This is a genomic window from Hymenobacter edaphi, from assembly GCF_003258365.1.
Taxonomy (GTDB): domain Bacteria; phylum Bacteroidota; class Bacteroidia; order Cytophagales; family Hymenobacteraceae; genus Solirubrum; species Solirubrum edaphi.
The window spans coordinates 16,023-33,452 of record NZ_QHKM01000002.1; the positions used below are offsets into that span (position 1 = coordinate 16,023).

General features: G+C 68.1%; 10 protein-coding genes and 1 riboswitch. Of the genes, 1 reads left to right on the forward strand and 9 read right to left on the reverse strand.

The features are described from left to right. Window positions 1-57 precede the first annotated feature (57 nt). The 7 genes from DLM85_RS07750 to metH form a co-directional block, all read right to left on the reverse strand. Entirely contained in the window at window positions 58-1,653 is a 1,596-nt protein-coding gene (locus DLM85_RS07750; protein WP_111477545.1) for an N-acetylmuramoyl-L-alanine amidase, read from the reverse strand. Window positions 1,654-1,697: 44 nt separating this feature from the next. Beyond that, a complete protein-coding gene (locus DLM85_RS07755) occupies window positions 1,698-3,233 on the reverse strand; it encodes a hypothetical protein (RefSeq protein ID WP_133256957.1) in 1,536 nt (511 codons plus the stop codon). Between the two features lie 120 nt (window positions 3,234-3,353). Next, entirely contained in the window at window positions 3,354-3,923 is a 570-nt protein-coding gene (locus DLM85_RS07760) for a hypothetical protein (protein ID WP_133256958.1), read from the reverse strand. A gap of 48 nt (window positions 3,924-3,971) precedes the next feature. Then, a complete protein-coding gene (locus tag DLM85_RS07765) occupies window positions 3,972-4,550 on the reverse strand; it encodes an energy transducer TonB (protein WP_111477548.1) in 579 nt (192 codons plus the stop codon). A gap of 174 nt (window positions 4,551-4,724) precedes the next feature. Further along, window positions 4,725-5,219 (reverse strand): tetratricopeptide repeat protein, encoded by a 495-nt coding sequence (locus DLM85_RS07770; RefSeq protein WP_111477549.1) that lies wholly within the window; start codon window positions 5,217-5,219, stop codon window positions 4,725-4,727. Window positions 5,220-5,346: 127 nt separating this feature from the next. Beyond that, window positions 5,347-6,303, reverse strand: coding sequence for a methylenetetrahydrofolate reductase [NAD(P)H] (metF, locus tag DLM85_RS07775; RefSeq protein WP_111477550.1), 957 nt, complete (start codon window positions 6,301-6,303; stop codon window positions 5,347-5,349). A 132-nt stretch (window positions 6,304-6,435) separates the two neighbouring features. Then, entirely contained in the window at window positions 6,436-10,179 is a 3,744-nt protein-coding gene (gene metH / locus DLM85_RS07780) for a methionine synthase (RefSeq protein WP_111477551.1), read from the reverse strand. A gap of 72 nt (window positions 10,180-10,251) precedes the next feature. Continuing rightward, window positions 10,252-10,367: riboswitch (SAM riboswitch) on the reverse strand. Window positions 10,368-10,540: 173 nt separating this feature from the next. Here metH and DLM85_RS26180 point away from each other — a divergent pair. Then, window positions 10,541-12,565 (forward strand): T9SS type A sorting domain-containing protein, encoded by a 2,025-nt coding sequence (locus DLM85_RS26180; RefSeq protein WP_111477552.1) that lies wholly within the window; start codon window positions 10,541-10,543, stop codon window positions 12,563-12,565. 76 nt (window positions 12,566-12,641) lie between these two features. On the opposite strand, the gene DLM85_RS07790 is transcribed toward DLM85_RS26180, so the two are convergent. After that, the gene (locus DLM85_RS07790) at window positions 12,642-14,570 is read right to left on the reverse strand and encodes a peptide-N-glycosidase F-related protein (RefSeq protein ID WP_111477553.1); all 1,929 of its coding nucleotides are present in this window, start codon (window positions 14,568-14,570) and stop codon (window positions 12,642-12,644) included. A 222-nt stretch (window positions 14,571-14,792) separates the two neighbouring features. Beyond that, window positions 14,793-16,625 carry a T9SS type A sorting domain-containing protein gene (locus tag DLM85_RS07795; protein WP_111477554.1) on the reverse strand — a complete coding sequence of 611 codons (1,833 nt, stop codon included), beginning with the start codon at window positions 16,623-16,625 and terminating at the stop codon, window positions 14,793-14,795. Window positions 16,626-17,430: the final 805 nt, after the last annotated feature.

Below are 17,430 nucleotides of genomic sequence, written 5' to 3' on the forward strand. Positions count from 1 at the left end.
GGTGAAATGGTGAGGTGCCGCTGGCACGTCAACTCACCAGTTCACCATCTCGCCATTTCACTGTTCCTCCGCTTCCGTCTTGCTGTGGCCGAGGAAGCGTTTGGCGCGGGTGGCTTTTAGAAAGTCCTCCAGGCCGGCGGTGATGCGCTCGGCCATCTGCTGCTGAAAGGCCGGGTCGAGCAGGCGTTTTTCGTCGTCGGGGTTGGATATGAACGCGGTTTCGACCAGCGCGTTGGGGTATTCGGTGGGGCCGTTCAGGCCAAAGTTGAACGAGCCCACGTTGCCCCAGGGCGCCAGGCCGGTCTGCTGCATCTGCGCGTAGATGGCCGACGACAGCGGCCGGAATGCCACGTAGCGGTAAAAGGCCGCCGTGCCCTTGGCCTCGGCCGAGCCGGTGCTATTGACGTGCACGCTCACCAGCAGCTGCGGCATCAGCTTGCGCAGGCGGCGGATGCGCAGCTCATTGCCCACGCTCACGTCGGCGTCGCGGGTCATGAGCACGGTGGCACCGGCCTTTTCCAGCTCGGCGCGCAGCTTCTGGGCAATGCTCAGCGTGAGCGTCTTCTCCATCACCCCGGCGCTGCCCACGGCGCCCTGGTTGTCGCCGCCGTGGCCGGCGTCCACGGCCACGGTGAGGCCCTTTAGCTCCAGCCGGGCCGGCGGGCGCCGCACCCGGATGGTCAGCACGTTGTTCTGGTAGCCGATGGCGTAGCCCCAGCTCTGGCGGTGCTTCAGGTCGATGACGATGCGGAACACGTCGGGCTGGGGCTGCTCGTAGTACACGTTGGTGATTTCGCGCAGGCCCGTCCGCTGGGTTATCCAGTTGGTATTCGAGGTGGCCCCGAATACGTCGACCACCAGCCGCGTGGGCTCCAGTTGCAGCTGCGAGCGGTAGGGCAGGCGCTCCTGCAAGGGCACGCGCACGTAGTCGTACTGCTCGTCGCCGCTCACGCTCCACGAGCCGGTGAGCGACTGGGGCACAAAGCCGCCGGGCGGCAGCAGGCGCACGGTTTCGTCGGGCACCCAGGCGGTCTGGTTTTCGGCCAGGCGCACGCGCAGGTACTCGCCCACGCGGCCGGTCACGTGCAGCAACACCAGGGAGTCGAGGTAGCCGATTTTGGCCCCGCCCAGGCGGTCCTCGCCCAGGCCGTAGTTCAAGTAAGCCAGCGAAGTACTGGTGCGTGCCAGCTGCGGCAGGGCCGGGTTGAGCAGGCGCACGGTGGTCTTGGTGAGCAGCGAGTCGCGGCGGCCGTCGGGCAGCTTCAGGCGCACCAGCAGCGGCCGGCCGGCGGCGGTGCCCAGCGTGGTATCGGTAGCCTGCACCACGTAGCTGAGCTGGTAGACGCTGCTGCCGCGCTTGCCGTCGGCGGCGGGCAGCTCGGTCAGCGGCACCTCGCGCAGCACTTTGGTGGGCTTGCCGTCGGGGCCGGGTAGGCCGGGCATCAGGGTTTGCAGCACGCTCACGCGGGCGCCGGGCTGGGCCTTCACGCGCAGCTGCAGCCGGTCGCCGGGCTGCAGCCACTGGTCGCGGGCCGGCACCGTCTCCGCCGATTCGAGTAGGCGCTGGGCCGCGGCGGGCAGCGCAGCGAGCAGGGCAACGAGCAACAGCAGCGGGCCAACAAGCCGGCGCGGGCGAAACCAGGGAGCATTCATGCTGCAAAGAAACGGCCCCGGCCGCGCCAGGATGCGCCGGGAGGCTACAAATGCAGCACGCGACGCAGCTGCAGGCCCGCCGTCAGGCTGGCCATGCGCGAGTACACCTGCACCGGCACTTGTTCCGCGCCGTTGTGGTACCAGCTCACCGTCAGCTGATCGGCCCCGCGGCGCCCCACCGGCCGGGCGGCGTAGACCAGCTGCAGGCCCAGCAGGGTGCGCCGGCTGATGCGCGCCTCGATTTCGCCTTCCGCCTGCATCAGTACCCGCCAGCGCCGGGGCAGGCGGTAGCTCAGCGAGAATTCGGAGTAGTCGTCGGTTGGGGTGGAGCTCATCAGGGTCACCCGGTCGCCAAACGACTCGGGGCCGGTGTAGTGGTGCAGCACCGCGCCGGCCTTGGCCGCGAGGTAGAGGCGGTCGGGGCGCAGGGCCCAGCGGCGGCCGCCCAGCAGCGCCCAGGCCGTATTGGCCGGAAAGCCCGACAGCTCGGTGGTGTGCTGCGGCGCCACCATGAAGCGCGACTGGTTGCGGGCGCCCCGGGTGGCCGGGGCCGCCACCGTGGGGTCGATGCTGAAAAACAGCGGCACCCAGGCCGTTTGCGGACCGGCTTCGGCCAGCCAGCCGGGCGCCCACTGGTAGCCCAGGCGGGCCGAAAACACGGGTAGGGCCACGTTGGCCGCGGTGCTTTGCTGCGCCGGGTCGCCGCGCTCCTGCCGGGCCAGCGCCACGCCCATGCGCAGGCCGGTGCTCAGGTACAGGCCGTGCGCGGGCAGCGGCTGCCACGCCTGGCGCGCTGCCCGCCGGGACTCGTAGGGCGCCAGGCCCAGCTCCTTTTTCCGCAGCTGCCAGTGGTAGCCCAGGCTGATTTCGGTGAAGCTGGCGCGGGTGTCGTAGCTGGCGCCCAGGCGCAGCGGGCCGCCCGGCGCGGCAAAATCCGCCTCGCTGGTGGTACGGTACACCGAACCCAGGCCGTACTGGTGGCCCACTTCCAGGCTGAGCACGTTGTGGCGGCGCAGCTCCCGCGTCAGGCCCAGGCGCAGGCTCAGCAGCCCATTCACCTTGTGCAGGCGGGTCAGGGATTGGGTGGTGGCGCCCCAGGCTGGGCGGTCCGACAGCGTATCGGCCGGGCCGCTGTACAGCTGACTGGGCGAGCGGGCCAGCAGCAGGCCCAGGCCGGCGGCGCCCAGCACGCGGGTGCGGCCATTGGCGCCCAGCGGCCAACTGCGGCCGCCTTCCAGGCGCAGCACGGTGGTGCGGGCCACCGGCCCCGAGCGGTAATGCCAGGTGGTATCGGCGCGGCGGGCCCGGAAGCCCACCGCGGCCGAAAGCGGCAGGCGGTTGAGCGAGGCGCGGGCCAGCCAGCCGCCGGCGAAGGTGCGCTGCACCAGCAGCGTGGGCACGAGGCGGCCGGTGCGCGGCCCCCGGTAGTCGATGCCGGGCAGCTCGGCGGCGCTCCGCTGCTGCCAGGACGTGGTGGTGTGGCCCAGGCGCAGGCCGATTTGCCAGCCGGGCGTTTGTTGGGCCCGGGCGGGCAAGGTGGCAAGGCAGAGCCCGGCGAAGAGGATGTAGCAACAACGCATAGCAGCGGAAAAACGAAGTGGGTAGCCCCGGGCCGCTGATGGCGCAAAAAAAGCCGGCAACGCCCGCTAAAGAGGAGCGTTGCCGGCAGGCAAACGTTGTATGAGGCGGGCGCCGGGCGGCTAGCGCGCGTTGGCAGGCTTGTCGCGCACGGCCTCGCCGAGGTCTTTCAGGTCGCGGGTGGTTTCCAGGGTTTCAAACTCGGCCTGCAGGGCCTTGATGTGAATTTCCTGGCGGGCCGGCAGGTCCAGGCGCAGGGCGCGGTAGCGGGCGTTCAGCCGGTCGAAGATGCCGGTGGCGTAGTCCCAGTCGCGCTGCGTCCACTCCCGGCGCTTGGCGCGCGTCTGGCGCAGCAGCTGGGTGTAGGCCGGGTCGAGGTTGGTCACCGTCAGCGTGCTCACGCTGGCGTAGGGCCCCAGCAGCTCCTGGGCAAACGCGGCCGAAGCCACCGTGTCGAGGGCCTGGCCGTTGCGCACGCGCGAGGCAGAATCCCAGCGGGCGGCGCGGTGGCCGATGCGCTCAATGGCGGTGCCGGCTTTATCGGCTAGGCTATCGATTTCGCGGGCACTGTTCTTCACGGCGTCCTGCCGCTCGCGCGGGGTGGAGTCGCAGGCGGTGAGGAGCAGGCTCAGGGCGGGGGCGGCCAGCAGCGTGGTTGCCAAACGGCGGCGAAAAGCGGCGGTAGGTTTCATGGCAGCAGTTTACGCAAGCCGGCGCACACAAGATGCTCCGGCTTGCGGCTACTGCCGGGCAATGCGGAACGTGAAGGGCAGCTCGTACTCCACCGGCACGGCGCGCCCGCCCTTGCGGCCCGGAATCCAGTCGGGCGGGATGGTGCGGGCCACGCGCAGGGCTTCCTCGTCGCAGCCCGCCCCGATGCCGGTCAGCACCTTGTGGTTCTGGGCCACGCCCAGGGTGTCGACCACGAAGCTGACCACCACCCGGCCCTGCACGTTCTTCTGGCGGGCCTGCTCGGGATAATTCAACTGCCGCATGTAGGCCGAGAGCATGGGCTCGCCGCCCACGTACAGCGGCGGGCGGTCGAGGTAGCCCACCTGCCAGTCGGCGCCCTGCTGGTGGCGGTAGGGGTGCTCGTCGGGCTTGCGGTAATAGAGCAGCTTTTTCTGGTCGTAGTCGTAGCGCTGCACCAGCACCTTGCGGCCGCTGGCCGTCATGGCGTAATACGACCAAGGGCCGAGTTTGCGGCCTTTTTCCACGCGGCCACTGTCGAGGTCGGTTTGGCGCACCTTGCCTTGGGCGTGCAGCGTGAGGGGCGCGCAACAGCAGGCGCCGCAAAGGAGCAGTAGAGGTAGTCGCATGGGGGGAATGCAGCCGGAGCGGGCGTGGGGATGCCGTTCCGGGGGGATTGGTGGACAGTCGGACGAGAGCAGTATGCGACTGGATTACCGGGATAATCCAATCACAAACATAAACTTACGAAAATATCTTGCGAAGTTCTTCGTGTTTTTCTCCGAAAATTCCAGCAGCCCTATCTATTGTGCATCCGAGTCGTCGAGGCGGCGCTGCAGGTCGTGCAGCTGGGTTTGCAGGCCCGGCAGGTGGGGGCAGAGCTGGCTGAGGCGGCGCAGCGTGCGCAGCGCGCCCCGGTCGTCACCCACCATGCGCAGGATGGTAGCCCGGCCCGACAGCGCCCCGAAGTGCCGCGGCTCCAGGCGCAGCGTGCGGGCAATGTCGAGCAGGGAGGCGCGGTACTCGCCGCGCAGGTAGTGGGCGGTGGCGCGCTTGTTCCAGCCCTCGGCGTAGGCGGGGTGCTGCGCCACAATCCAGCCAAAATCGGCAATGGCGCGGGTGTAGTCCTCCGCCGAGAGGGCGCGCATGCCGCTTTCCAGGTGCTTGTTCAGCGCCACGTCGTCGGTTTCCAGCCACAGCTGCCAGATGCCTTGCTGCAAGGCCTCGATTTCGAGCGGGGCCGTGGCCGTCTGCAGGCGCTGAAAGAGCTCATCAAGCTGTTGAGGACGGTCAGGCATGGAGGAAAGCGGTTGGCAACGCATCATTAAACGAACCGCAGCAGGCAACGGACAAGGTACGCCAATAAAAACGGCAGCCGACGACCCGAAGGCTGCCGGCTGCCGTTGCGCCTGGTGGCTGGTGGGCCTAAAACAGGGCCGCCGCCACCCGCCGCACGCTCTCGGCCTTGCCCATGCTGTAGTAGTGGAGCACGGGCACGCCGTGGGCCATCAGCTCCCGGCTCTGGTTGATGCACCACTCGATGCCGATTTCGCGGGCCGCTGCGTTGTCGGGGGCCAGGTGAATGGCGTCGACCAGCTCGTCGGGCAGGTTCAGGAAAAAGGAGCGGGGCAGGGCTGTCAGCTGGGCCTTGGTGGTGATGGGCTTCAGGCCGGGAATGATGGGCACGTTGATGCCGGCCTCGCGGCAGCGCTTTTCGAAGCTAAAGAACTGCTCGTTGTCGAAAAACATCTGCGTGACGATGTAGTCGGCGCCGCGGTCCACCTTGTGCTTGAGGTAGCGCAGGTCGGCGGCGTGGCTGGGGGCCTCGAAGTGCTTTTCGGGGTAGCCGGCCGTGCCGATGCAGAAGTTGGTGGCCCAGGTATCGTCCTGCTCCTCGTCGAGGTAGGCGCCCTTATTCAGGTCCGAGACCTGCCCGATTAGGTCGCAGGCGTAGGCGTGGCCGTCGGGCTCGGCCACGAAGCGGCCCTCCGACTTGATCGGGTCGCCGCGCAGGGCCAGCACGTTGTCGATGCCGAGGAAGTGCAGGTCGATGAGGGCGTTTTCCGTTTCCTCCTTCGAGAAGCCGCCGCAGATCAGGTGGGGCACGGTGTCCACGTCGAAGCGGTTTTTGATGGCGGCGCAGATGCCGACGGTGCCGGGGCGGCGGCGCACGGTTTTCTTTTCCAGCAGGCCGTTGGGGTGCTGCCGGTACACGTACTCCTCGCGGTGGTAGGTCACGTCGATGAAGGGCGGCTTGAATTCCATCAGCGGCTCGATGTTGGAAAACAGCGTCTGAATGTTCTCGCCCTTCTTGGGCGGCAGCACTTCAAAGGAAAACAGCGTACGGCCGGTGGCGCGGGCCAGGTGCTCGGTAACTTTCATGGGTAGCGCAAGCCGTGAGGCTGCGTGTCGGGGCTCGTGAGGAGCTAGAATGATTGGAGTGTATGGGCCCGGTCATTCGGCACGTCATTCCGAGCGCAGTCGAGGAATGACGTGCCGAATCAATTGTTCTGGTCACCCGGCTGCTACCGTTGCCGGCTCGGCCGAGGGTTCGTAGTTCAGGTTCGGCGACAACCACCGCTCTAGCTCCGCAAACGGCATCCCCTTGCGCCGGGCCAGGTCCTGCACCTGGTCTTTGCCGATGCGGCCGAGGCCGAAGTAGCGGGCGTCGGGGTGGGCGTAGTAGAAGCCGCTGACGGCGGCGGTGGGGTACATGGCCAGGTTTTCGGTGAGCGTGATGCCCGTTTGCCCGGGGCCGCCCAGCAGCTCAAACAGCACGATTTTCTCGGTGTGGTCGGGGCAGCCGGGGTAGCCGGGCGCCGGGCGGATGCCGCGGTACTCCTCCTTGATCAGGTCCTCGTTGGAGAAATGCTCCTGCGGCGCGTAGCCCCACAGCTCCCGGCGCACCCGCTCGTGCAGGCGCTCGGCCAGGGCTTCGGCGAGGCGGTCGGCCAGGGCCTTGGCCAGGATGCCGGAGTAGTCGTCGTGCTGGGCGTCGAACTCGGCCACCAGCTCATCCAGCCCGATGCCGGCCGTGACGGCGAAGCCGCCCAAGTAGTCGGCGCGGCCCGAGTCTTTGGGGGCCAGGAAATCGGAGAAGGAGAGATAGGGCAGGCCGGCGGCTTTCAGGCTCTGCTGGCGCAGGGTGAAGGTTTCGGCCCGCAGCTGCCGGCGGGTGTCGTCCTGGTAGATTTCGATGGTGTCGGAATCCACCGTGTTGGCCGGCCAGAAGCCCACCGTGGCGCGGGCCGTCAGCAGCTTTTCGTCGATGATGCGCTGCAGCAGCGCCTGCCCGTCCTCGAACAGCTTGGTGGCCGCTTCGCCGTACGTCGCGTCGTCGAGGATGCGCGGGTAGCGGCCCTTCAGCTCCCAGGCGTGGAAAAAGGGCGTCCAGTCGATGTAGGGCAGCAGCTCGGGCAGGGGGTAGTCCTCGAATACCCGGGCGCCGAGGAAGCTGGGCTTCACCAAGTCGGCGGCGGCCCAGTCGGCTTGGAATTTCTGGCGGCGGGCTTCCTCGATGGGCACGTAGTCCTTGTTGCGCTGCCGGCCGGCGTGGTCGTCGCGCAGCTGCAGGTATTCCTGGGCTACGTCGTTGGCAAAGGCGTCGCGGCCCAGCCCCAGCAGCTGCGAGGCCACCGGCACGGCGCGGGAGGCGTCGTTGACGTGAATTACCGGCCCGTTGTAAGCCGGCGCGATGCGCACGGCCGTGTGCAGGCGGGAGGTGGTGGCCCCGCCGATGAGCAGGGGCACGCGCAGCCGGCGCTTTTCCAGGGCCTGGGCCACGTACACCATTTCATCGAGCGAGGGCGTAATCAGCCCGCTCAGCCCCACGATGTCGGCCTGCAGCCGCTCGGCTTCGCTGACAATCTTTTCCAGCGGCACCATCACGCCCAGGTCGATGACCTCGTAGTTGTTGCAGGCCAGCACCACGCCCACGATGTTCTTGCCGATGTCGTGCACGTCGCCCTTCACGGTGGCCAGCAGCACCCGGCCGGCCGTCTGCCGGGCCTCGGTGCCGCCCGACAGGGCCGCCGCGTCGCGCTCGGCCTGCATGTAGGGCTCCAGCCAGGCCACGGCCCGCTTCATCACCCGGGCCGATTTCACCACCTGGGGCAAGAACATCTTGCCCGCCCCGAACAGGTCGCCGACCACCGTCATGCCGGCCATCAGCGGGCCTTCGATGACGGCCAGCGGGCGGCCCAGGCGCTTAAGCGTTTCCTCCGTGTCGGCCTCGATGTGGTCGGTAATGCCCTTCACCAGCGCGTGTTCCAGGCGCTTTTCCACCGGCCAGCTGCGCCACTCTTCGGCCTCCACTTTCTTGGCCGCCGCGCCGCCCTTGGTCAGGCTCAGCATTTCGCCCAGCTGCACCAGCCGCTCGGTGGCGTCGTCGCGGCGGTCGAAGAGCACATCCTCCACGGCTTCGAGCAGGAGCTTGGGCACCTCGTCGTACACGGCCAGCTGGCTGGGGTTGACAATGCCCATGTCCAAGCCGGCCTGAATGGCGTGGTAAAGGAAGGCCGCGTGCATGGCCTCGCGCACCACGTCCTGGCCCCGGAAGGCGAAGCTGATGTTGCTGACGCCGCCGCTGGTGAGCGTGCCGGGCAGGTGCTGCTTGATCCAGCGCACGGCCTCGATAAAGTCGATGGCGTAGCGGCGGTGCTCCTCGATGCCGGTGCCCACGGTGAGGATGTTCGGGTCGAAGATGATGTCCTCGGCCGGAAAGCCCACTTCCTCGGTCAGGATGCGGTAGGCCCGCTGGCAGATGTCGATGCGGCGCTGGTAGCTGTCGGCCTGGCCCTGCTCGTCGAAGGCCATGACGATGACGGCCGCCCCGTAGGCGCGCACCAGCCGGGCGTGGTGCCGGAACACGTCCTCGCCCTCTTTCAGCGAAATGGAGTTGACGATGCTCTTGCCCTGGGTGCATTTCAGGCCGGCTTCGAGCACCTCCCACTTCGAGGAGTCAATCATGATGGGCAGCCGGGCCACGTCGGGCTCGGAGGCCAGCAGGTTCAGGAAGGTGGTCATGGCCTCCACCGAATCGAGCAGGCCCTCGTCCATGTTCACGTCGAGCACCTGGGCCCCGCCTTCCACCTGGGCGCGGGCCACGGCCACGGCCTCATCAAACTGCCCGGCCCGGATCAGGCGGGCAAAGGCGCGGGAGCCGGTCACGTTGCACCGCTCCCCCACGTTCACGAACAAACTTTCGGGGTGGATATTCACCGGCTCCAGCCCGGCCAGGCGCGTGGCCTGGGGCCGCGTTGGCAGCTGGCGCGGGGCGTACCGGTCCGTTAGCTTCGAGGCCTCGGCAATGTGCAGCGGGGTGGTGCCGCAGCAGCCGCCCACGATGTTCACCAGGCCTTCCTGCAGGTACTCCTCCAGCACCGCCGCGAATTCCTGGGCCGATTCATCGTAGCCCCCGAAGGCGTTGGGCAGGCCCGCGTTGGGGTAAGCCGACACGTAGCAGTCGGCCAGGCGGCTCAGCTCCTGCAGGTACACCTTAAGCTGCTTGGCCCCGAGGGCGCAGTTCAGGCCGATGCTCAGGATGGGCAAATGGCGCATGGAGTTCCAGAACGCCTCCACTGTCTGCCCGCTCAGCGTGCGGCCCGAGGCGTCGGTAATGGTGCCCGAAATCATGATGGGCACCACCCGGCCGCCCTCGTCAAAGAAGCGCTGGGCCGCGAACAGGGCCGCTTTGGCGTTGAGCGTGTCGAAGATGGTTTCGATCAGCAGCGCGTCGGAGCCGCCGTCGATGAGGCCGCGCACCTGCTCGTGGTAGGCCTCGGCCAGCTCGTCGAAGGTAATGGCGCGGAAGCCGGGCCGGTTTACGTCGGGCGAGAGGGAGGCGGTACGGTTGGTGGGCCCGATGGCCCCGGCCACGAAGCGCGGCCGCTCCGGCGTGCTGTACTCATCCGCCGCTGAGCGGGCCAGGCGGGCGGCCTCGTAGTTCAGCTCGTACACGATGTGCTCCAGGGCGTAGTCGGCCTGGGCCACGGTGGTGCCCGAGAACGTGTTGGTTTCGACGATGTCCGCGCCCGCGGCGAAGTACTCGGCGTGAATGCCGCGCACCACGTCGGGGCGCGTCAGACACAGCAGGTCGTTGTTGCCGCGCAGGGGCTTGGGGTGGTCAGCAAACCGGGCGCCGCGGAAGTCTTCCTCGGTGAGCTGGTGGCGCTGAATCATGGTGCCCATGGCGCCGTCGAGCACGAGGACGCGCTGGCGGAGCAGGTCGGCGAGGGGAGAAGCGGGCAGAGTCGGCATGTGGCTTTCGGAGTCTAGAGGTGCGCAAGGCGCTATCCAGAAAGCCCCGGCTACTTCGGAAAGTGCCGGTTTCGCTCATCTTTTCCGAACGCGGGCACGCCGCCTCGGATGGGAGTTAGCACCTCTGCCGCAATGGCCGGTTGCTAAGACGTCACAGGGCCCAGTCCCTCGGTCTTTCTGGATAAGCAGTAGCGAAGATAAATCAGCGGGCACGGAATAACAAACCAGAACAATAATCTATGAAAAAAATCATATGGGCATAACCGGCTTACTACTTCAGCCCCACTACATTTGTGCGATTTTGGGCGGGCTTGCACCGTGCCGGGAAGCCGCTCTTCAGCCCCAACTAACGCTTCCGTTTATGACGATACTTCGACGCGCCATCAGTTCGCTTCTGCTCACCGCGGCCGGCCTGGCGCCGCTGGCCGCCGCCCACGCGCAGGCCGGCAAAAACGGCGCCCTGGCCGTCGGCACGGCCAACGTGGTGGTGAACCAGTATACCCCGCTGGGCGCCAACGCCGCCGCCGGCAGCACCGCCGTCAGCGTGGCCAGCGCCGCGGGCCTGGGCGCCGGCGACCTGGTGCTCCTTATTCAGATGCGGGGCGCGCTGATCAACAACTCCAACACGGCGGCCTACGGCGACATCGTGAATCTGCGCAACGCGGGCAATTACGAGCTGGCCGTGGTGCAGGCCGTCAGCGGCACCACGCTGAGCCTGAGCCAGCCGCTGGCCCGCGCCTACACGGCCGCCGACGGCGCGCAGGTGGTGCGCATCCCGCGCTACACCACGGTTACCGTCGGCAACGGCGGCTCCATCACGGGGCAGGCCTGGGATGGCAGCAGCGGCGGGGTGGTGGCGCTGGAAGCCCAGGGCAGCATCACCGTCAACGGCAGCATCTCGGCCACCGGGCTGGGCTTCCGCGGCGGGGCTTTCGTCAACAACGGCGTGGACAACAACGCCAACTACCTCGGCTCGGGCAGTACCGGCGGGGAAAAGGGCGAAGGCGTGGCCGGCTACGGCAGCAGCTACACGGGCGGCAGCCGCGGGCGCGGGGCCGCGGCCAACGGCGGCGGCGGGGGCAACTCCGTCAACGCCGGCGGGGGCGGCGGGGCCAACGGCGGCAACCCGGCCGTGTGGACCGGCACCGGGCGCCCCAACGTGAGCACGCCCGGCTGGGCCACCGCCTGGAACCTGGAGGGCGCGGGCTTCGCCAACAGCGCCTCGACCGGCGGCGGGCGCGGCGGCTACGGCGTGTCCGACAACGACCTGGATGCCCTCAGCGTCGGGCCCGGGCAGGGCAGCTGGGGCTCGTACAGCCGGCCCAACACCGGCGGCATCGGCGGGCGGCCGCTCAGCTACGACGCCGGACGCCTCTTCCTGGGCGGCGGCGGCGGCAGCGGCGACGGCAACACGGCCGTATCGGGCGCGGGCGGCAACGGCGGCGGGCTGGTTTACCTGCTCGGGGCGGCCATCGGCGGCAGCGGCAGCGTGGTGGCCGACGGCGCGGCCGGCGCCACCTCCAACGGCGGCAGCTCCTTTGCCGACGGGGCCGGCGGCGGGGGCGGTGGCGGGGCCATCGTGCTGGCGGCCGGCACCGTGAGCGTGGCCGCAAGCGCCAACGGGGGGGCCGGCGGCAATACCATCAACACCGTCATCAAGGCCTACGGGCCGGGCGGCGGCGGCGGCGCGGGCTACATCGGCGTAACCAGCGGAGCCGAGCTGACGGGCTTCAGCTACAGCCTCAGCGGGGGCCGCGGCGGCGTATCGACTTCGCCGGGCCTGGCCGAGTTTCCGCCCAACGGCGCCACCGACGGGGGCGTGAACACGCTGGTGTTTCGCACCAGCGGCACGGCGGCCCCGCTGCCCGTCAGCTGGGCGCGCTTCGGGGCGGTATACGCCGGTTCGCGCGTCGTGCTGAGCTGGACTACGGCCCAGGAGAAAAACAACGCGTACTTCCAGCCCGAGCGCAGCCTCGACGGCCGCCGCTTCACGGCCTGCGGTGAGCGGGTGGCGGGGGCCGGCCACAGCAGCAGCGCCCGCCGCTACGTGGCCTACGACGCGCAGCCGCCCGGCGGCACGGTGTACTACCGCGTGCGGCAGGTCGACTTCGACGGGCAGTCGGCCACCACGGCGGCCGCGGCCGTGCGCTGCGGCGCCACCAGCCCGGCGGCTTACCCCAACCCCGTGCGCCGCGGGGAGCTGCTGCGCACCGCCCTGCCCGCCGGCACCGCCGTGCAGCTGTTCGACCTGCTGGGGCGCCCGGTGGCTGCCCCCACCGCGGCGGCTGAAAGCGGGCTGACCATCGATACGCATCAGCTGCCGGCGGGCCAGTACTGGCTGCGCGTGGCCGGCGGCAAGGCCCTGCGCCTCGTGGTGCAGGACTAGCAACGGCCTGGCCGATATCAAAAAAAGCCCTTGCCGCGACTGGCAAGGGCTTTTTTTTGATCTGAACAGGACCGGATTACGGAATCAGCAGGCGGCGGTGCAGCTGCAGGCCGTTCTGGCCGCGGCATTCGAGCAGGTACACCCCGGCGGGCAGCCGGTGCAGGTCGAGCGGACGTTTGGCGGCCTGCACCTGCGCGAGGGTAGTTTGGTGCACCAACTGGCCCGTCACGCTGCGCACCTGCACGCGCACGTCCTGGCGGGCGGGCAGGTTCAGATCCAGAGTGAAGCGGCCGTCCTGGGCGGGGTTGGGGTACACGTCGAGGGCGGCCAGGGCGCGGGCGGGGGCGGCGGCCAGGGCCTGCGTCACCGAGAAGCGCAGCTGGGCCTGGCAGCCGAAGTCGCCGCTGATGGTGCTGAGCACCGCGTTGTTCAGGCCCAGCAGGCGCATGCTGCCGTTGCCGGCGTTGGGGTTGGCCCACCACGCCAGCCCGTCGCAGCCGGTATCGTTGATGCTCAGCGTGTAGCAGCCCGGGGCCAGGCGCAGCGTGTCGGCGTAGGCCGTGCTGGGCAGCGCGCCGGTGCGGCTGGCCACGGGCTGGCCGTTGGCGTCGGTCACCGTCCACGAGGTCTGGCTCAGGCCGCCGGCAATGGTCGAGCCGTTGGTGGTCATGTTCACCACGAAGCTCGGCGGCAGCACGCTCACCGGGGTAAAGCGGGTGCTCAGCGTGTCGTTGTAATGGTTCTGATCGGGCTGGCCGTTGGGCGTCATCACGTAGACCTTAAACACCGACTGGCCCGCAAAATCGGCCGGCACGGGCGGCAGCGTCACGTCGGTCTGGGCCAGGAAGGCGAGGCTGCCGGTCCACTGGTAGGTGCGCCAGGGGCTGCTGCCCACCCGGTAGCGGATGGTGGCCGCCGTGAGCGGGGCCGAGCCGGTGTTGCGCAGCGTCACCCGCGGGGCGTCGCAGATGGGGTTGTCGCGGCGGAAGTTCGGGTCGGTGCTGGGGGCAATGATGCGCTCCAGGGCTGCATCGGCGGTGAAGTTGGGGGCGCTGTAGCTCACGGCCTGGGTTTGCCAGATCCAGCGCGCACTCACGTTGTTCTGGTTGGAAATCAAGTAATTGGCCATGTCGATGTCGACGGTGCCCGCGCCGCCGCTCAGCCCGGCGGTGATGTCGTGGTAGAGCGGGGCCACGGCGCTGCCGGGGCACCAGTTGCTGCGGTTGTACACCCAGGTGCCCGTCTGCGGCGACACCGGGTTCAGCCCGCAGTCGGCCCGCCAGAGGTCGGTGGTGGCCACGGCCGTGCCGTTGAGCTTCAGGGTGTAGTTTTTGCGGCAGAACTCGGCGCAGTTGCGCACGTCGGCCCCGTGGCCGGTGATAAAGCTTTTGAGCAGGGTGCGGCTGCTGCCGGCGGGCGCCGTCACGGTCTTGGCCGAGAGGTGGCTTTCCAGCAGGTCGGTGGCGCTGCCGTAGACGAAGTTGCCGTCGTACACGTTCTTCACCGCCAGGGCATCCTGCGGCGGTACGCCCTCGATAAACTCCAGGTACAGCGTGAGGGTGAAGCCCCAGGAGTAGCCGTCGTAGAGGAAGCGCAGGCCGCGCTGGCCCTTGAGCAGCGGGGCGTAGTCGGTCACGTCCTGCACGAAGTCGTGGCGGCGGTTCTGGGCCAGCCAGTCGGTGGCGTAAGGCGTGATGATGCGGGCCAGCTCCACAGTATCGTTGGCCGGCGGCATCAGCAGCACGCGGGTGGTGTAGTCCCAGGAGCCGCAGTACTGGGTACCGGGCGGGCAGGCGTAGCGTCCGAGCACGTAGTGCAGCAGGATTTTGCGGTAGCGCCCGGCCGCGGGCAAGGTGGCCGTGGTGTCGTAGTTGCCGTAGCGCGTGAGCGGGCGGTTGCTGAAGAGCAGCACCCGGGTGGTGTCGCCGGTGGCCGCGCGGGCGGCGGGCAGGGCCGCCAGGCCGCCCAGCAGCAGCGCCAAAAACAGGAGTAGACGTTTACCCATTCGGTAGTGAGGGGGTTGAGGTGGAAGGAATTAACCAGTGGGTGGGAGGTCGTGGGGGCTAAAGTACAAGCGGCGGCCCGCCGCGCCGCTTCGGCGCGCTTTCTTTAGGGAAATTCAGGCACAGAGCGGCCGCCCGGCGGCCCGGCCGGCCGCCGGACACGGCAAAAGCCCCGCCGGAAAATCCGACGGGGCCAGGCGTGGGTCCGGTAGCAGAACGCGCTTCTACTGCTCGCGCTTCACCGTGATGTTCTCGGTGCGCTGATTGGTCACCAGCTTCACCACGTAGCTGCCCTGGGGCAGGCTCTGCCGGGGCTGCCAGCTCAGCACCTGCGTGGTAGCCTGCTGGCCGGGCACCTTCACGTGGTCGACGACGCGGCCCAGCAAATCCACCACGGTCAGCTGCTGCACCGTTTCGCCCTTGCGCAGGTGCAGGTTGAAGTTCACGGCCGACGACGAGGGGTTGGGGTAGGCCTGAATCACGCCGTTCGGGCTGATGCTCGGCAGCGGAGTGCCGGCCGGGCGCTGCAGGGGCCCGTCGCCCGCCTGCGCGCTGGAATGGCGGAAGGAAAGCTGCGGAATGGTCTTGTCGTAGAACAGGTAGGCCGTGGCCCGGTTCTCGCCGGAGTAGCGGCCGGCTACGCTGGGAATGATCTGCTCGCCGTCGGCCTGCTCGTTTACCCGGCTGTAGCTGTTGCCGAACGTTAAGCTGCCGGCCTTGAGCGTGGTGCTCCACACATCGATTTCCTTGCCTTCGTCGGGGTAGTTCAGGCCTTCCCACGCCACCACGTATTCGTTCGAGAATTCATCGCCCTCGGTGCCGACAAAGGCCACTACGGGATTGGCCACGGCGTAGCCGTTATCGGTGGCCACCGTCGGAATGCTCACCACCGTCGGGCTGGGGCGCCAGGCGCCACCGCTGCGGCCCCAGTTGTGGATTTCGTAGTAGGCGCGCGTGCCGATGCCTTCCAGGCAGGCCCCGCCCGACCAGGCCATCACCACCTCCACGTCGGATGCCTGGTCATTGGCCGGATTGCCGGTTGCCGCAATGCGCGGTGCGCCGTGGTTGCCGGGCAGGCTCCAGCTGTAAGTGGGCAGGGAAAAGCCCGGGCCGAACGCGCCGCAGTCGGCCACGTACTGCTTCACCACCAGGCTGGTGCCCGAGGTAACGGGGGTGCTGGTCGGGTCGGCCGACGAGGAAATGTAGCAGAAGGAAAGCACGCCGTTGGGCGACACGGCAATGTCCGGCAGCAGGGTCTGGTTGAACAGAATGGGCGGGTTGGGGTTGGAAGGCGCGGCAATGCGGGCGGCGTTGGTCCCGCGGGGCACCGTGCAGGGAATGTTGGTGCCGTCGATGTTGCCGCTCAGCACGTAGCTTTCCGCGAAGCGCACATCCTGGGTGAACGTGTAGCCGCTAGGCCCCGGATACGACGGCGAAATCACGCGGATCTGGGCCGTTTCCACGCTGGTTTCCTGCCACACGACGCCCATGGTGCCGTTGGCGTTGGCGTCGATGTTGGGCGAGGAATGAATGCGGTTGGCCGTGCCCGTGCTGTTGCTGATGCCGGCCACGCCCAGCGCCAGCGGATTACCGCTATTCTGCGGGTTGTCGCGCTGGAAGGAGCTGCCGTCCCAACGGTAAATATCGAGGTAGGTGCGCACCGTCGCGTTGGCACCCAGGTTGACGTTTTTGGCCAGGTATACGACGGCCGCGTACAGTTCGTCGTTGTAGTACGCCGTAGTGACGTCCGGGTCGCTCAGTACCTGCGTGCCGGTAGGCGGCTGCACTTCCAGAAAGTCAGTGGAAGAGGGCGCCGAGTTGAAGCTCCAGGCCAGGTAGATTTTGCCCGTGCTGGCGTTGTCCCACACCATGGTCTGCAGCCGACCTTTTTTGCGTTCCACTATCACGTCGGTGCCGGTGTGCTCCGTTGCGCTGGCAGTAGTGCCGTTGGAGCCGGGCGCCGCGAGGTCGGTGCTGGAAGGCGGGAAATACTGTGCAAAAGCCGGGGAAGACAGGGCCAGGGCGGCCGCAAGACTCAGAATACGGTACTTTTTCATGAAACTGGCAGAAAAGAAAGAGGCCGTGGATGGTTTAAACCGTGTTCCGGGAACGGCTGCCCGGCACGGATTAGCTGGCGGTGGTTGGGTGGGCTGAGCGGATCGGCCCGCTGCTTAGTAGGACTTTTTACATAGGCAAAAGTGGGGTAGGCGCTGCCAGCAACCCCGGCGGCTGCAAAATCAGCCGGGGCGCTGGCGGGCAGTGAGAAATGGGAGGTGGTCGACGGTAAAAGCCTCAGGCAGAGCTCGGGCAGATATGGGGCCCGGAGAAAATATGCGCTGAAGGGTGCGCTAACGGCCGCATAGCGCGGAATTGCCATGGACGCACGGCGAGGCCGCACCTCGGGGCCTTAAAAATTGGCTTATGCCGATAAAGCCGGGCTCTTCAGGCCGAGTTGCCGGAACATCGGCTGCCGGGAGCCGCTACGGGCCAACTGGTCCGCACGCGCCGCAAAGCCCCGATAGCCTTGTTTTTTTGATCCGACAAGATTGTCAAGCGCCTGGCTTTAAGAAGCTTGCTGTGCGGCGTGGCGGCCCTGCCAAGAGTAGTAGGGAAGGCTGCAGTTTCGGCGCCGGCCAGCAAATGCGGCCGGTTGAGCGGGTCGGTGGCGGCCATTGCCGCCAAGCCAACGAGCCCGGGGCGCCCGCCCGGGGCCAGCAGCCCCGCAGACAGCAGGCCGAGAAGCCGCCAGATGGCAATAAGTAGTGGTTGGGTCATAGCTGGTGAACAGAACGGAAGACACGAATAACCCGGGACTGGACACGACGAGGCGCGCCAGCCGGCCCGGCGTAAGCCGGGCGGACG

Coding starts and splice junctions, on each gene's coding strand:
- DLM85_RS07795 (WP_111477554.1), bottom strand. CDS start 16,625: ATGAAAAAGTACCGTATTCTGAGTCTTGCGGCCGCCCTGGCCCTGTCT.
- DLM85_RS07760 (WP_133256958.1), bottom strand. CDS start 3,923: ATGAAACCTACCGCCGCTTTTCGCCGCCGTTTGGCAACCACGCTGCTG.
- DLM85_RS07770 (WP_111477549.1), bottom strand. CDS start 5,219: ATGCCTGACCGTCCTCAACAGCTTGATGAGCTCTTTCAGCGCCTGCAG.
- DLM85_RS26180 (WP_111477552.1), top strand. CDS start 10,541: ATGACGATACTTCGACGCGCCATCAGTTCGCTTCTGCTCACCGCGGCC.
- DLM85_RS07750 (WP_111477545.1), bottom strand. CDS start 1,653: ATGAATGCTCCCTGGTTTCGCCCGCGCCGGCTTGTTGGCCCGCTGCTG.
- DLM85_RS07765 (WP_111477548.1), bottom strand. CDS start 4,550: ATGCGACTACCTCTACTGCTCCTTTGCGGCGCCTGCTGTTGCGCGCCC.
- DLM85_RS07755 (WP_133256957.1), bottom strand. CDS start 3,233: ATGCGTTGTTGCTACATCCTCTTCGCCGGGCTCTGCCTTGCCACCTTG.
- metH (WP_111477551.1), bottom strand. CDS start 10,179: ATGCCGACTCTGCCCGCTTCTCCCCTCGCCGACCTGCTCCGCCAGCGC.
- DLM85_RS07790 (WP_111477553.1), bottom strand. CDS start 14,570: ATGGGTAAACGTCTACTCCTGTTTTTGGCGCTGCTGCTGGGCGGCCTG.
- metF (WP_111477550.1), bottom strand. CDS start 6,303: ATGAAAGTTACCGAGCACCTGGCCCGCGCCACCGGCCGTACGCTGTTT.